A 15,297-nucleotide genomic window follows, 5' to 3' on the forward strand; every position below is an offset into this window, starting at 1 on the left:
GACCACCCTAGGTTGGCAGCAGTCCGGTGGTGTTGATGGTTTCAAGGAATGATTCCCAGACGTCGGGCATCGGGTCCGGTGGGAGTGTGTCGGGGTAGGGGTAGGTGTCCCAGGCGGGGTGTGCCGGGTGGAGGTCGTGGTCGTCGATGAAGCCAGCGTTGATGGGCACGGTGTTGGTGGGTGCGGCGTTGATGGGCACCGCGGTGGTGGGCAGGTTGGTGGGTAGGTTGGGTGGGTGCCAGGGGTGGGGTTCGTTGTTGTAGTGGCGTCCGGTCGGTGAGGTCCAGCCTGGTGGTGTGGTTTTGGTCGCCGGGGTGGGGGTCCAGGTGCTGGCGTGTTTGAGCCGGTGGTGTTTGGGGCAGGGCTGGGCGAGGTTGCTGATGCCGGTGGTGCCGCCGTGGTGCCAGGCGGTGAGGTGGTCGGCGTCGTTGTCGAGGGAGTGGTTGGTGCAGCCCGGGAACGGGCATTTGGTGTCGCGGAGCCGGAGCCAGTTCCGCATGGCCTGCGGGATGCGGTAGCTGCTGCGGCCGATCTCCAGCGGCGCCCCGTCGCGGGGATCGATGAGGACCCGGTAGAACGAGTCCGCACCGTCGGCCAGGATTTCCCTTGCCATGGAGGCGGGGATGGGTCCGTATCCGTCCAGCTCTGCCGGTTCGTCCGTGAGCCCGAGGAGCGCGAACACCGGCACGGTCACCAGGACCTGCGCCCGCGGGACCGGCACCCGCGCCAACGCACCGTTACCGGCCAGCCCCTCACCGGCCGGCCCGGCTAGGTCAGCACCGGTATCAGCGGCAGCACGGGCATCGGCATCATTCTCGGTCTTGGCGTCATGGCCCCTGGCTGAGGCGGCGGCCCCCGTTTTGACCTCGGTGGTGTTGGTGAGGAGGGCTGTGGCGAAGATGTCGGCGCGGAGCTGGGTGAGGGTCCGGGATTCGGTGGGGCCTTGGAGGGCGCGGGCGATCGCGGTGGTCCGGTTCCAGATCGCTTCGGCCTGGTGCGCGGGCAGGTAGGCGCTGAACCAACTCATCCCGTCCCGGTCCGGCGAACACTCGACCCGGCGGTCCGCGACACCCTTCACATGCCGCTGCTCCAGCGTCTCCGGATGATGGCGCTCACGCCAGGCCCGCACCCGGGACCGGAACCTCCCCGGCGTCAAATCCCCCGCAACACACCCCCACACCCCACCATGACCAACATCAAGGCCGGCAGGATCAGCAGAATCATCGGCGCCGGCGGCCTCAGCGGGGCCAGCGGCCTCGTCGGGAAGCGACGGTTGTGGGGTGAGGAAGTGGGTTTCGAGGGCTGTGGTCCCGGCCGGGGTGAGGCCGGTGGTTTCATCGCACGCGATGACCGCGTGGCGCCAGGAGATCGCCCCCGCCTGCAGCGCACCCAACGCCAACGGGAGATCCGTGCACAGGGCCCGGGCCTGGGCCAGAAAAAGGGCCGCGGCGCCGTCACTGATCCGCAGCAGGCACCCGATCTCGGCCCGGATGGACACCTCGAGCATCCCGGCAGCCTTCACCGCCGGCGGGGCGAGAGCCATTTCGAGCTCCGCGAACCGGGCAGCAGCACGGGCCTTCAACGCCGCGGCCTTCGCCTCAAGCCGGGCCGCTTCGGCCATCACCTCCAGGAGGGCGTCGGCCTCGACCCGCATCGGATCAGCCCACCAATCCCGCACGCCACCACCTGCGCCGCCGGGTGCCGGATGTTCTGCCTGCCGGACCAGCGCATCCAGGCGCGCGGCGGAGCCCCCAACAGCCTCCACCGCCACCCCGATACCCCCACCAAAACCCATACCCACATCATCCAACCCGGGTCCGACAATTTGAGCCGGGCACCTCAACGAACCTGTCCCCAGGATCACAACCTTGCGAGGGGGTCCCGGGACATAGGCCGCAGTAACCCCAACAGGTGTGCCGTCGCGTAATTGTCACAGGCCGCTCGTACGCTGAGTTGACCACGTTGAGGGGGTACGCCATGCATGTTCCATTTTGTTCAATCGTTCCGCCATACCTGCTGAAGCGCCTGGCCCGGCTGGACGCACCACGGTTTTCAGCAGCTTCCCGGGCGGCCAAGGAGGCGCTGGGGCATGTCCGGTCCGTCCAGGCTGCCCGCCGCCAGGCTGCCGGGATGGAACCGCCGGGAACTGCCCGCGCAGCGACTCCCGGCCTGCCGCAGCGATCCATCTTCGACGCCGGCGGCGGCGAAATCCTTCCCGGCAAGCTGGTCCGGAAAGAAGGAGAAAAACCAACAGGCGACGCCTCCGCCGACGAGGCGTACGACGGCCTCGGTCACACCCACCGGCTTTACACCGACATTTTCGGCCGGGACTCCATCGATGGCAAAGGACTCCCGCTTAACGCCATCGTTCATTTCGGCAGGCTCTATGACAACGCTTTCTGGGATGGCACCCAGATGGTATTCGGCGACGGGGACGGTGAGGTCTTCGACCGCTTCACCAAATCGCTCAGCGTCATCGGCCACGAATTGGCCCACGGTGTCACCCAGCATTCGGCGGCGCTTGCTTACCGCAACCAGGCCGGCGCACTGAACGAGTCGATGTCGGACGTCTTCGGCGCCCTTGTTGAGCAGCATGTGCTGAACCAGTCGGCCGCGGAAGCATCATGGCTCATCGGCGAGGGCCTTTTCACGCCTGAGGTGGAGGGCCGCGCCCTCCGCTCCATGAAGGCTCCCGGGACAGCGTACGACGACGATGTGCTGGGTAAGGATCCCCAGCCGGATTCAATGGACTCGTACGTGCGGACCAGCGCAGACAATGGCGGTGTGCATATCAATTCCGGGATCCCCAACCGGGCCTTCTACCTTGTGGCCGACCAGCTTGGCGGATACGCCTGGGAGGCGCCCGGCAGAATCTGGTACCAGGCGCTGACATCGGGTTCCTTGCCGGCGACCGCCACTTTCACCGTTTTTGCCCGCGCAACGGCAGGCGCCGCCGTCGAGCTGTACGGGGACGGTTCACCAGAGCATGACGCAGTGCGCCAGGCGTGGGAAACTGTGAAGGTCAGACTATAGACCGCTTGCCAGGCGGGGCACACCGGCCACTGCCCGGCGGAAGCCAGGTACGCGGAACTCCAGGGGCCAGGCATGAAGATCAGTGTGGAACGGTCAGGCGGCATTGCAGCGCTGACACGTGTCTGGACCGTGAACGCCCAGTCGTCGTCAGCCCGCGACCAGTGGAAACCCATCATCGAAGCCTGCCCTTGGGACGCCGTGCCCCGCACAGCAAGCGCTGCCGCCCGGGAGTTCGCGGGCGCCGGGCAGCCGGACCGCTTCATGTATTCCATTCGCGCCGGGCAGCGACGGGCTACACTGCCGGAACGGGCCGTCACCGGTCCGTGGCGGACCCTGGTGGACAGCGCCAGGGCTGCCGCCGAAGCGCCGGACAGCGCATTGGCCCCGGACCAGTTACCAGATCCTGGTGTCTCCGGAAAGCCGGATCAGTCTGCTGACTCCGGCACAGAATAAATCCTGCTTGCAGCTCCGCAGAACCGGTCAGCCCGCCGCCGCCAGATTCCCCCGGAAGGCCCGGCGGTATGACTGCGGGCTGGTATCGAGCACTTTGGCAAAATGGTGGCGCAGCAGGACGGGGTGGCCAAAACCTGATTCCCTGGCAATCTCTTCGATGTTCAAGTCCGTGGTTTCGAGCAGCTCCTGGGCCCGCAGGACACGCTGGGAATTGAGCCAGGCGGCCGGCGTGGCTCCGGTTTCGGCACGGAACCGCCGGGCGAACGTCCGGGCCGACATGTGAACCCGGGCCGCAAGTTCGTTGACGGGGTGTTCCTGTTCCAGATTCTCCACCATCCAGCGCAGCAGCTCTTCCATCGGCGCCGACCCGCAGGCGGGGATAGGCCTTTCGATGAACTGGGCCTGTCCCCCGTCGCGGTGTGGCGGCACCACCATGTCCCGCGCAATTGCGGCGGCCACCTGCGCGCCTAGCTCCACCCGGACCAGATGCAGGCAGGCATCGATCCCGGCGGCGGTTCCCGCGGACGTGATGATGTTGCCGTCCTGTACATAGAGGACGTTCTCATCAACCTGGACGCCGGGGTATTTCGCGAGCTCACCGGAAAAGTGCCAATGGGTGGTGCAGCGGCGCCCTGCAAGCAGGCCCGCCTCAGCCAACGCGAAGGCGCCGGAACAGATCGACATAACCCAGGCGCCCCGGGCTTCCGCAGCGCGCAAGGCCTCGAGGACAGACTCCGGCAGGCCGTCCCCCCGCCCAAACGGGGTCATGACCACCAGGTCGGCGTCAGCAGCGGCGTCGAGTCCCAGCCCCACCTCCATGGCCACTCCTGACTGCGCAGCCACCCTTCCGGGCGTGGGCGTGCAGACCCGGAAGTCGAAGGCCGGCACGCCGCTTCCCCGCCCGGAGCGGTCCGTCCCAAAGACTTCCACAACCGTCCCGAACTCGAACATCGAGAAGCCCGGAGCCACGATCACTGCAACGCTTTTAAGCATGGCTCCATTGTGGCAGAAATATGATCATTTCGGTCGTTTCTGCCACTGTTTTTCGAAGGCAACCAAGAGAACCATGGAGATATGGAAGTCATCACAACCCTCCTCGTCGTCATTATCATCATGTCCGCTGCCTCCACGGTCGCGGCGCTGCTCAGGGATGGCCGCGGCCACACGCCGCCGGTAGCCTCCCACGAGGCGTGGTCCGCCTTGGACCTTCCCAGCAGCAGCTACTCGTTCCGCATCTTCTAGCCGACGGCGAAAGCCACGCGCCTTCGGCCGGCGGGCGGAGTTCCCGCCGGCCACAGAAGCCGGAGCCGGGCCGCAGTAGACTGTCTGCAGCCATGACTCTTCATATCTCCTATCCCGCCGAGCTGCCGGTCTCCGAGCGCCGCGAGGACCTGATGGCCGCCATCGCCGCCAACCAGGTGACCATCATCGCCGGCGAGACCGGCTCCGGGAAGACAACCCAGATTCCCAAAATGTGCCTGGAGCTGGGCCTCGGTGAGAACGGACTGATCGGCCACACGCAGCCCCGCCGCCTGGCAGCGCGCACGGTGGCCGAACGCATTGCCGAAGAACTGGGCGTCGAAATGGGCCAGGAAGTGGGCTTCCAGGTCCGCTTCACCGGAGAGATCAGCAAGGCCACCAAGGTCAAGCTGATGACCGACGGCATCCTGCTGGCCGAAATCCAGCGGGACAAGCTCCTGCGCAAGTACAACGCGATCATCATCGACGAAGCCCACGAGCGCAGCCTCAACATCGATTTCATCCTGGGCTACCTCAAGCGGATCCTCCCGCAGCGTCCGGACCTGAAGGTCATCATCACCTCCGCCACCATCGATCCGGAGCGCTTCGCCAACCACTTCGGCACCCCGGAAAAACCTGCACCCATCATCGAGGTCTCCGGCAGGACATACCCGGTGGAAATCCGCTACCGCCCGCTGTCCCAGCCAAAAACGGACGAGGACGATCCCTCCGACGATGAGCTCGAGGAGGACCGGGACCCCCTCGACGCCGTCTGCGACGCCGTGGACGAGCTCGCCGCCGAAGCACCCGGAGACATCCTGGTCTTCTTCTCCGGCGAGCGCGAAATCCGCGACGCGGCGGAAGCCCTGCAGGCCCGGATCCAAGGGAACCGCAGGCTGGCCGGAACGGAAGTTCTTCCGCTCTTCGCCCGCCTCAGCCTGCAGGAGCAGCACAAGGTCTTCCACCCGGGAAACAGACGGCGGATCGTGCTGGCCACCAACGTGGCAGAAACATCGCTGACAGTCCCGGGCATCAAGTACGTCATCGACACGGGAACCGCCCGCATCTCCCGCTACTCGCACCGCACGAAGGTCCAGCGACTGCCCATCGAACGGGTTTCACAGGCCTCCGCCAACCAGCGCTCGGGCCGCTGCGGCCGAGTCTCGGACGGCATCGCCATCCGGCTTTACTCGGAGGAGGACTTCGAATCCCGTCCCCTGTTCACGGACCCGGAAATCCTCCGCACCAACCTCGCCGCCGTCATCCTGCAAATGACCGCCATGGGCGTTGCCAGGGGCCCCAAGGACGTGGAAGCCTTCCCCTTCGTGGAGCCCCCGGAGACCCGGGCAATTAACGACGGCGTCACCCTCCTCCGCGAGCTCGGCGCCCTGGCCCCGCCCCAGGCGGGCAAGGGAGAGGGCGACGGACGGCGCGGCAGCGGCCTCACCGCCGTCGGACAAAAGCTTGCGCAACTGCCTGTGGACCCCAGGCTGGGCCGCATGATTGTGGAGGCCGGAAAGCGCAATTGCGTCCGGGAAGTCATGATCCTCGCGGCGGCGCTCACCATCCAGGATCCGCGCGAGCGCCCGACGGACAAGCAGCAGCTCGCAGGCGAAAAGCACAACCGGTTCAAAGATGAGAACTCAGACTTCACCGGCTACCTGAACCTCTGGAACTACCTGCAGGAAAAGCAACAGGAGCTCTCGTCGTCGGCATTCCGCCGGCTGTGCCGGGCCGAATTCATCAACTACCTGCGCGTGCGCGAATGGCAGGACCTCTTCGCCCAGCTGCGCCAGCTTGCGCGGCCCCTGGGCATCAGCCTGGACAACAAGCGCCTGGCGGATCCGGTGGGCAACCATGACGGCGTGCACATCAGCCTCCTGTCCGGCCTTCTGAGCCACATCGGCATCCTCGACGAGCGCAAGCGTGAGTACGCCGGCGCCCGCGGCAGCCGGTTCGCCATTTTCCCGGGATCCGCACTGTTCAAAAAGTCGCCCACGTTCGTGATGGCTGCGGAGCTGGTGGAGACCAGCCGGCTGTGGGCGCGCGTTGCTGCAAAGTTCGACCCGCTGTGGGCGGAGCAGGTGGCTCCGGACCTGGTCAAGCGCAGCTACAGCGAGCCACACTGGTCCACGCGGCAGGGCGCCGTCATGGCATACGAGAAGGTCACCCTCTATGGGGTGCCGATCATCGCCCAACGGCGGATCAACTACGGCCGGGTGGATCCAGCCGTGGCGAGGGAACTCTTCATCAGGCACGCCCTGGTGGAGGGCGATTGGAAGACCCACCACAAGTTCTTCCACCGCAACCGTGCGCTCCTGCACGAAGTGGAGGAACTTGAGAACCGCATGCGCCGCCGCGGCCTGCTGGTAGATGACGAGACGCTGTTCGAGTTCTATGACGCGCGCGTGGGCCCCGACGTCGTCTCCGAGCGGCATTTCGACAAGTGGTGGAAGGAGGCCCGGCAGAAGAACCCGGACCTCCTCGACTACGACAAGTCGCTCCTGCTCAGCGACGACGCGGAGGACCTCGACGAGTCCGCCTACCCCAGGACGTGGCGCCACAAGGGTTTCGACCTGCCGCTGACCTACGAGTTCCACCCGGTCGCGCCCGGCTCGCCGCCCAATCCGTCCGACGGCGTCACCGCCGAAGTGCCGGTCCTGTTCCTCAACCAGCTCGATGACGCCCCGTTCCGCTGGCTCATCCCGGGCCAGCGCGTGGAGCTGGTGACGGCACTGATCAAGTCCCTGCCCAAGAACATCCGCAAGAACTTCGTGCCGGCCCCGGACGTCGCGCGCCAGGCGGTGGCAGCATTGGAAGCGGACTTCGATCCTGCCACCGATGACCTCGAGCCTTCGCTGGAGCTCGCGCTGCGCCGCATCCGCGGGGCCGTCATCCCGCCCGGTTCCTGGAACTGGGATGCCGTTCCGCCACACCTGCGCTTTAGCTTCAAGGTGGTAGACAGCAAGGGCAAGGTCCTCGACGAGGGCAAGGACCTCGCAGCCCTGCAGGAGAAACTGGCCCCCGCCACGCGCCGCGCGATCGCCGAGTCCCTGGGCGCCACACCGGCGTCCACAAAACCGGGCACCGGGAACACGGGCGCCGGCGGAAACGGCAGCGGCATCGTCACCAGGACGCAGCGCGGCAAAGACGCGTACGACGGCGGCGCGCACGGGAGCGCGCAGGCCGCCGAAGTACCCGGGGCCTCAGCCCCTGCCGGGTTCGTGGAGCAGGACGGGCTGGTCGTGTGGAGCTTCGGCACCCTGCCGCGTGAAGTCAGCAGCATGGTGAAGGGCCACACCGTGACCGGCTATCCGGCACTCGTGGACCACGGCACTTCCGTCTCCTTGCGGGTGTTTCAAACGTCCGCGGAACAGCTGGACGCCATGCGCGGCGGCGTCATCCGGCTGCTGGCGCTGCGGGTTCCGGCGCCGGACCGGTACGTGCTGGAGCACCTGAACAACACGGAGAAACTGACGTTCAGCCAGAACCCGCACGGCTCGGTCTCTGCCCTGATCGCCGACTGCGCGCTGGCTGCCATCGACAAGCTCACGCCGGAGGAACTCCCCTGGGACCGGGAGTCCTTCGATGCGTTGTACGAGGTGGTCCGTGCGGAACTGATCGATACCGTCTTCAGCGTCACCGCCGTCGTCGAACGCATCCTTGCCAGTACCCGGAGGATCGAGAAGCAGCTGAAGGGAACCACCAGCCTTGCCCTGATCAGCGCGCTCAACGACATCAAGAGCCAGCTGGAGCAGCTGGTCTACCCGGGTTTCGTGGCACGCACGGGCTACGCCCAGCTCAGCCAGCTGCCCCGGTACCTGACGGCCATCGAACGGCGCCTGGAACGCCTGCCGGGCAACGTACAGCGCGATGCCTTGAACATGGCCGCGGTCCAGCGGCTGGAGGACGACTACGACGACGCCGTGGCCGCCCTCCTCCCCGGCCGGAAGGCCGGGCGGGAGTTAACCCAGGTGCGCTGGATGATCGAAGAGCTCCGGGTGAGCCTGTTCGCCGTCGAGCTCGGCACAGCCTATTCGGTGTCCGAGAAGCGGATCCGCACCGTGCTGAACAAGGCTCTGGCTCCCGCCTGACCGGAGAACTTTGCGTGACCTGGGAACTTTCCTGACGGGCAGCCGGCCTGACCGGCTGCCCCGGTTCAGGATTCCGGCACGAACTCCCCATACCCGGCGGCGCGGAGCCCCCCTCGGAGCTTCTCTGCATTGGCGTCCAGCACCGCCGGGTCCGGGTTCTGGTCCGCGGACGCAAAGTCGAAGTCCGCCATGCTCTGCGACGGCCACACGTGCACGTGGAGGTGGTTGACCTCGTAGCCCGCCACGATGAGGCCCGCCCGCCGGGCGTTGAAGAGGTCCACCTGGACGGCCCCGATGCGGCGGGCCACCTCCATGACCTTGGCCAGCGTCTCCGGCGAGGCATCCGTCCAGCGGTCCACCTCTTCGCGGGGCACCACCAGGGTGTGGCCGTCCGCCAGCGGCCCGGTGGTCAGGAAGGCGGCAACCTCCTCTTCGCGCCATACGAAACGGCCAGGGATCTCGCCGTCCAGGATCCGGGTAAAGAGCGTGCTCACGCGTCTGCCTCCCTGGCGGGTGCCTGCAGGGTGCTGGTGTCCAGCACGAACCGGTATTTCACATCGCCTGCCACCATACGGTCGTAGGCCTCGTTGAGCTGTTCCGCAGTCACCATTTCGATGTCCGACACCACCCCGTGCTCGGCGCAGAAGTCCAGCATCTCCTGGGTCTCCGCTATGCCGCCGATCAGTGAGCCGGCGTAAGCGATCCGGCGCCGGATAAGTGCGCCCGGATTCACTGGTGGCATTGCCTCTGAGGGCAGGCCCAGCTGGAACAGTGCACCGTCCACCCGCAGGGTGCGGAAGAACGGGTTCAGGTCGTGGGGCGCCGCAACAGTGTCAATAATGAGGTCGATGCTGCGGTTTGCCGCTGCCATCGCGTCCTCGTCGCGGGACAGCACCACCTGGTCCGCCCCGAGTTCCAATGCTGCGGCAACCTTGGATTCCGACGTCGTGAACACCACTACGGTGGCGCCCATCGCCTTGGCCAGCTTGACGGCCATGTGGCCCAGCCCGCCGAGCCCCACCACGCCCACCACGTCGCCTACTTCCACGTCGAAGTGGCGCAGGGGCGAATACGTGGTCACGCCCGCACAGAGCAGCGGCGCGGCGGCGGCCGGGTCCAGTGATTCAGGGACGCGGAGGACATAGCCGCGGTCCACCACAATGGACTGTGAGTAGCCGCCCTGGGTAATCGCGTCGCCGTTGCGGCGGTCCTTGGAGCCGTAGGTGCCGGTCATGCCCTTTTCGCAGTACTGCTCCAGGCCGTCCAGGCAGCTGTCGCACTCACGGCAGGAATCCACGATGCAGCCGACGCCCACGCGGTCGCCCACCGCGAAATCGGTGACGGCCGAGCCCACGCGGCTAACCGTTCCCACGATTTCGTGGCCGGGTACCAGCGGGTACGTGTCGCCGCCCCATTCGCCGCGGGTTGCGTGCACGTCGGAATGGCACAGGCCACAGTACTCGACGGCGATCTCGACGTCGTCCGCTTTCGGGGCGCGCCGGGCAACGGTCAGGGGCACCAACCCGCTGTCTCCGGAGACGGCACCGTAGGCGGCGGCCAAGGTGCCGGCACCCGTGGGGGCGGTACCGGCATCGTCAACGGGAGCAACCGGGCGGGCAAGGGGCGGGGGTACGGGACGTCCAGGGGTCATAAGGCGACCGTACCCCCGCGGCCGGGGGCGATGCCACTTGGCGGCCCGTCGCCCCGGGGCGAGGCACCGGCGGCAACGGGAAGCTCCGGGTTGTTCGACCACTCCGAGAAGGATCCCGGGTACAGGGCCGCCCGGAAGCCCGCGATTTCCAGTGCCGCCACTTCGTGTGCGGCCGTGACGCCGGAGCCGCAGTACACAGCCACGGGAACGCCGGCCCTGACACCCAGTCCAGTGAAACGAGTGTGCAGGTCGGCGGCGGGCAGGAAGCGGCCGTCGCCGTCGAGATTGTCCGACGTCGGCGCGCTCAGTGCGCCGGGGATGTGGCCGGCCCGCGGGTCCACGGGTTCCACCTCGCCCCGGTAGCGCTCCACCGCCCTTGCATCAAGCAGGAGGCCGGCATCCGCCCAGGTGGCGGCAGCGCCGGCGTCGAGCACCGGCATGTTCCCCGCGCCGAGGGTGACGTTTCCTTCGGAGGGAGCCACGGTGCCGGACTCCACCGGTAACCCGGCAGCGCGCCAGGCCGCAAGCCCGCCGTCCAGCAGGTAGACCTCCCCGAGCCCGGCGTCCCGCAACATCCACCAGAGCCTGGCCGCTGCGAGGTTGCCGGAATCGTCGTAGGCCACCACTGTGTCGCCGTCTTTGATGCCCCAGCTGCGGGCGGCCGCCTGGAAGTTGGCAGCCGCGGGCAGCGGATGGCGCCCGCGCGCAGGCTCGGCCGGGGCGGCGAGTTCACTCGGCAAGTCCACATACACCGCGCCCGGAAGGTGCCCGTCGAGATAGTGTGCGCGCCCGTGCGGGTCCCCCAAAGCCCAGCGGACATCCAGCAGGACCGTCCTGCGGCCCTGCTCCAGACGCTCCGCCAGGTCCGCGACGCTGATCAGCGTGCCCATCAGACCTCCACAGATTCACGCGGAGCGAGGTGCGCGTACTCTGTGCCGTACTTGGCGCCGATCCTGCGGACATGGGCTTCCACGACGCTCAGGCCGTTGTCATTCAGAAGGCCGTCGTGGACCTGGAAAGCGCGGGGTGCCCGCACGGCGATCACGAAATCCACCACCTCGCCGATCTTGCTCCACGGCGCATGCAGCGGCACCAGCAGCGTGCGGACGTCCACGCCGTCCGGGACCGTGAACGAGTCGCCCGGGTGGAACACGTTCTCGTCCACCAGGTAGCCGATGTTGGCCACCACGGGAATCTGCGGATGGATCAGCGCGTGCTGGCTGCCAAAGGTGCGGATCCCGAAGCCCGCGGCTTCGAACGCGGATCCGGGTTCCGCGGTATGGATCTGTCCGGCGGCCGCAGGTGCCTCGGCCCGCATACCGGCTGCCACGCCCTCCGGGGCGAACAGATTGAGTCCGGCGTTGGCGCCCAGGGCCGCGGCCACGGCGGGCGTGTCGATGTGGTCCGGATGTTCATGCGTGACCAGGACAGCCTCCGCGCCGTCCAGCGCCTCGGCGCACTCGGAGAAGTTGCCCGGGTCAAGGACCAGGACCCGCCCGTCCTTTTCGAGCCGGACGCAGGCATGCGTGTATTTGGTCAGCTTCATAGCGCCAGCCTAGGGTCGGGCCGCGAACCCTGTCCACGGCAGCCCGGCTGGTAATCTGGATCTTTGCCACCACCCCTACGGAAGCGAGTTCCTCCATGCCGCTCGGCGCCCAGGCTGATGCCACCAAGCCCGCCCGGACCGGCACGGCAGCCGGCGGGAAGGAGCAGCGGGTCACCAAACAGCGCCGGGCCGTCAGCGCCGCCCTGGACGAACTGGATGACTTCGTCAGCACGCAGGAGCTGTACCGGATCCTTCAGAACCAGGGCGTTTCCGTGTCCCTGGCCACGGCGTACCGGATCCTTCAGTCCCTGGCGGACGAAGGCCTGGTGGATGTGCTCCGCAACGGCGAGGGCGAAGCCGTTTACCGCCGCTGTGCCGTGACCGGGCACCACCATCACCTCTTGTGCCGCAGCTGCGGCAAGGCCGTGGAGGTGGAAGCGCCCGCCGTTGAAACCTGGGCGGCCCGCACTGCGGCGGAGCACGGCTACACCGAGGTGGCGCACACGGTAGAAATTTTCGGCCTCTGCCCCGACTGCACGGCCCGGAAGGCAGCCGGCACAGACTGAGGACGGGCCGCTGGTCCGCTTAGGCCGGCTGCAGCAGCCTGCCGTTGAGGCCCCTGCGCGCCCGGACGGATCCGGTGACCCGGCATGCCACGTAGATGAGGAATGAGAGCGTCGTGACGTAGGGGCTGATAGGGATCCGTCCGCCAAGGGCCAGCAGGATTCCACCCACGGTCGCGGTCATGGCGAAAAGCACGCTGAGTGCCACCACGGCCACCGGGGACGAGGTCACCCGCAGCGCGGCCGCCGCCGGCGTAATCAGCAGTGCCAGGACCAGCAGGGCCCCCACCACCTGGATGGACAGCGCAACGCTCACGCCCAGCAGCACCATGAACCCGATGGCGAGAGTCCGCACCGGCACTCCCCGGGCCTCCGCGAGTTCCGGGTCCACGCTGGCGAAGTTCAGCGGCCGCCAGATCAGTGCCAGCGCCACCATGACCACCAGGGCCGTCCCGGCCAGCGCCTGGAGCTGCACCGTATCTACGGAAACAATCTGCCCCGTGAGGAGCCCGAACTTATTGGCCGCCCGGCCTTCGTAAAGGGACAGGAAGAGGATACCCAGTCCGAGGCCGAAGGGCATGATGACGCCGATGATGGAGTTCTTGTCGCGTGCCCTGACGCCCATGAGGCCCAGCAGCAGGGCTGCCGCCACGGAGCCGATGAGGGACCCGAAGACAATGTCCGCGCCGATCAGGAGGGCGAACGCCGCGCCGGCAAAGGAGAGCTCCGAAATGCCGTGCACGGCGAAGGCGAGGTCGCGTTTCATGACAAAGGTGCCCACCAGGCCACCCAGGAGGCCCAGCACGGCTCCGGCCCAGATGGAGTTCTGGACCAGGACCAGCAATTCGCCGTAGTTGTTGAAGTTGAAGATGGCGCCCAGGATGCTGTCGAAGTCCATCAGGCGGCCTCTCCGGCAAAGGCGTGCGGTTCGGCGTGGTGGTGCGTGGTGGCGTCGGGCAGGCCCACCACCACGATCCGGCCGTTGGCATGGATCACTTCCACGTGGCTGCCGTACAGGTCGGAGAGGACGTCGGTGGTCATGACTTCTTCCGGCGTACCGACCTTGAAACGTCCACCGGCGAGATACAGGACGCGGTCCACGTAGTCGATGATCGGGTTGATCTCGTGCGTGACGAAGACCACTGCGCTTTGGTGCTCGTGGCACTGGCGGTTGATCAGCGAACTGACCGCCTGCTGATGGTGCAGGTCCAGGGAGAGGAGCGGTTCATCGCAAAGCAGGACCTGTGGATCCGTGGCGAGGGCCTGTGCCACGCGCAGCCGCTGCTGCTCGCCGCCGGAAAGCTGGCCAACCGGGACCTTGGCGTAATCCGAGGCGCCCACGAGGTCAAGGAGTTCATCGATCCGGCGGTTCGCCTTGGCTGACGAGAGCCGGAACCCCCACCGGTGCCCGTCCACGCCCAGGCCCACCAGGTCGCGGGCACGCATCGGGGTGTCGGGGGCGAAGGACTTTTGCTGCGGGATATAGCCGATCATGCTGCTGCCGCGTTCCACCGGCCGGCCGCCGAGTTCCGCTTTCCCGTGGTGCAGGCCCTGAAGGCCCAGCAGCACCTTCAGGAAACTGGTCTTGCCACTGCCGTTGGGTCCGAGCACGGCGAAGAATTCACCGGGCCTGATCTGCAGGTCAAGGCCTTCCCACAGGACCCGTTGACCGAACCTGAGGGACGCCCCGGTGAGGCTGACCAGTGATTTCAACTATTTTTCTCCCAGAGCCTTGCCGATGTTCTCCACATTGTCCGTCATCCACTGCAGGTACGTCTTGCCTTCCGGCAGGGTTTCGCTGAAATCGACCACGGGGATGCCTGCCAGTTCGGCGGCCTTCTTGAGTGACTGCGTCTGGGGACCTTCAGTTTGGCTGTTGTAGGCCAGGATGCGGACGGACTTCGATTCTACGAGGTCGGTGGTTGCCTTGAGTACGGCGGGAGGGACATCGGAGCCCTCTTCGACGGCGGCCGTGTAGTCCTCGGGGGTGGCGTTGACCAGCCCGGCGTCCTCCAACAGGTAGTGGGGCACCGGCTCGGTTACGGCTACGCGTGCGCCGCCGGCGCTGGCCTTTAGCGTGTCGAGCTTGCCATGCAGGGCAGCCAGTTCCTTCTTGAACGCGTCGGCGTTGGCGGTGAACCCGTCAGCGGACTCCGGGTCCAGCTCGCCCAGCCTGGCGGCCACTTGGTCGGCGATTTTTTCCATGGCGGAAAGGCTGTACCAGACGTGTTCGTTAAACTCGCCGTGGCCGTGTTCATCCTCGGCATGCTCTTCTTCAGCTCCTGCTTCCTCAGTCGCTGCCCCGGCGGTTGCTTCCGCGCCGGCGTCGGCTTCCTCCAGGCCGGAAAGTTCGACGGCGTTCAGCACCTTCGCTTCGTCCACGTTGCTGTCCTCTGCGAGCGTGTGGATGAACCCGTCGTAGCCTCCGCCGTTCTCCACCACCAGATCGGCTTTGGAGACCACAAGGCGGTCCTGGGCCGTTGCTTCGTAGGAATGCGGGTCCTGGCTGGTCTTGGTGATCAGCGCCGTGACGTTGACCTTGTCGCCGCCGACGGTTTTGACAATGTCCCCGTACACGTTCGTCGAGGTGACCACATTCAGCCCGTCGGCAGCGGGGGCGGCCTCTGGCTGCTGGCTGCAGGCAGACAGCAAGAGGCCCGCCGCGGCAAGGGCGGCAAAGGTGGAGCGGGCAGCGGCGGATCGGCGCACGGAAACCTC

General features: G+C 66.9%; 14 protein-coding genes. 5 read left to right on the forward strand and 9 right to left on the reverse strand.

The window, feature by feature from the left end:
• Window positions 1–7 precede the first annotated feature (7 nt).
• Window positions 8–1,795 carry a DUF222 domain-containing protein gene (locus ACFWIX_RS15115; RefSeq protein ID WP_377216949.1) on the reverse strand — a complete coding sequence of 596 codons (1,788 nt, stop codon included), beginning with the start codon at window positions 1,793–1,795 and terminating at the stop codon, window positions 8–10.
• A gap of 182 nt (window positions 1,796–1,977) precedes the next feature.
• On the opposite strand from ACFWIX_RS15115, the gene ACFWIX_RS15120 reads away from it, so the two are divergent.
• Window positions 1,978–3,033: a M4 family metallopeptidase gene (locus ACFWIX_RS15120; protein WP_377216950.1), complete on the forward strand. Its 1,056-nt coding sequence runs from the start codon at window positions 1,978–1,980 to the stop codon at window positions 3,031–3,033.
• Between the two features lie 72 nt (window positions 3,034–3,105).
• Window positions 3,106–3,486, forward strand: coding sequence for a protealysin inhibitor emfourin (locus ACFWIX_RS15125; protein WP_377216951.1), 381 nt, complete (start codon window positions 3,106–3,108; stop codon window positions 3,484–3,486).
• A 27-nt stretch (window positions 3,487–3,513) separates the two neighbouring features.
• On the opposite strand, the gene ACFWIX_RS15130 is transcribed toward ACFWIX_RS15125, so the two are convergent.
• Window positions 3,514–4,479: a GlxA family transcriptional regulator gene (locus ACFWIX_RS15130; protein WP_377216952.1), complete on the reverse strand. Its 966-nt coding sequence runs from the start codon at window positions 4,477–4,479 to the stop codon at window positions 3,514–3,516.
• Between the two features lie 81 nt (window positions 4,480–4,560).
• On the opposite strand from ACFWIX_RS15130, the gene ACFWIX_RS15135 reads away from it, so the two are divergent.
• Window positions 4,561–4,728: a hypothetical protein gene (locus tag ACFWIX_RS15135; RefSeq protein WP_377216953.1), complete on the forward strand. Its 168-nt coding sequence runs from the start codon at window positions 4,561–4,563 to the stop codon at window positions 4,726–4,728.
• A 92-nt stretch (window positions 4,729–4,820) separates the two neighbouring features.
• Window positions 4,821–8,819 (forward strand): ATP-dependent RNA helicase HrpA, encoded by a 3,999-nt coding sequence (hrpA, locus tag ACFWIX_RS15140; RefSeq protein WP_377216954.1) that lies wholly within the window; start codon window positions 4,821–4,823, stop codon window positions 8,817–8,819.
• Between the two features lie 65 nt (window positions 8,820–8,884).
• Here the strand turns inward: hrpA and ACFWIX_RS15145 are convergent, their stop codons facing one another.
• The 4 genes from ACFWIX_RS15145 to ACFWIX_RS15160 are packed head-to-tail and all read right to left on the reverse strand — an operon-like array spanning window position 8,885 to window position 12,016.
• Window positions 8,885–9,313 (reverse strand): HIT family protein, encoded by a 429-nt coding sequence (locus tag ACFWIX_RS15145; RefSeq protein ID WP_377216955.1) that lies wholly within the window; start codon window positions 9,311–9,313, stop codon window positions 8,885–8,887.
• Window positions 9,310–10,470, reverse strand: a complete 1,161-nt coding sequence (locus ACFWIX_RS15150; RefSeq protein ID WP_377216956.1) for an NAD(P)-dependent alcohol dehydrogenase — start codon at window positions 10,468–10,470, stop codon at window positions 9,310–9,312. The genes ACFWIX_RS15145 and ACFWIX_RS15150 overlap by 4 nt, the downstream gene beginning before the upstream one ends.
• A complete protein-coding gene (locus ACFWIX_RS15155; protein ID WP_377216957.1) occupies window positions 10,467–11,360 on the reverse strand; it encodes a sulfurtransferase in 894 nt (297 codons plus the stop codon). Before ACFWIX_RS15155 ends, ACFWIX_RS15150 begins: the two co-directional genes overlap by 4 nt.
• Window positions 11,360–12,016 carry an MBL fold metallo-hydrolase gene (locus ACFWIX_RS15160; protein WP_377216958.1) on the reverse strand — a complete coding sequence of 219 codons (657 nt, stop codon included), beginning with the start codon at window positions 12,014–12,016 and terminating at the stop codon, window positions 11,360–11,362. The genes ACFWIX_RS15155 and ACFWIX_RS15160 overlap by 1 nt, the downstream gene beginning before the upstream one ends.
• Before the next feature lie 95 nt (window positions 12,017–12,111).
• On the opposite strand from ACFWIX_RS15160, the gene ACFWIX_RS15165 reads away from it, so the two are divergent.
• The gene (locus tag ACFWIX_RS15165; RefSeq protein WP_377216959.1) at window positions 12,112–12,582 is read left to right on the forward strand and encodes a Fur family transcriptional regulator; all 471 of its coding nucleotides are present in this window, start codon (window positions 12,112–12,114) and stop codon (window positions 12,580–12,582) included.
• Window positions 12,583–12,601: 19 nt separating this feature from the next.
• Here the strand turns inward: ACFWIX_RS15165 and ACFWIX_RS15170 are convergent, their stop codons facing one another.
• Genes ACFWIX_RS15170 through ACFWIX_RS15180 form a run of 3 tightly spaced genes read right to left on the reverse strand, consistent with a single transcriptional unit; the run spans window position 12,602 to window position 15,288 of the window.
• On the reverse strand, window positions 12,602–13,477 hold the full coding sequence (locus ACFWIX_RS15170; RefSeq protein WP_377216960.1) for a metal ABC transporter permease: 876 nt from the start codon (window positions 13,475–13,477) through the stop codon (window positions 12,602–12,604).
• Complete coding sequence (locus ACFWIX_RS15175) at window positions 13,477–14,292, reverse strand: metal ABC transporter ATP-binding protein (RefSeq protein WP_377216961.1); 816 nt, start codon at window positions 14,290–14,292, stop codon at window positions 13,477–13,479. The genes ACFWIX_RS15170 and ACFWIX_RS15175 overlap by 1 nt, the downstream gene beginning before the upstream one ends.
• Window positions 14,293–15,288: a metal ABC transporter solute-binding protein, Zn/Mn family gene (locus ACFWIX_RS15180; RefSeq protein WP_377216962.1), complete on the reverse strand. Its 996-nt coding sequence runs from the start codon at window positions 15,286–15,288 to the stop codon at window positions 14,293–14,295.
• Window positions 15,289–15,297 lie beyond the last annotated feature (9 nt).

It is taken from the genome of Pseudarthrobacter sp. NPDC058362 (assembly GCF_042723515.1).
Classification (GTDB): Bacteria; Actinomycetota; Actinomycetes; order Actinomycetales; family Micrococcaceae; genus Arthrobacter.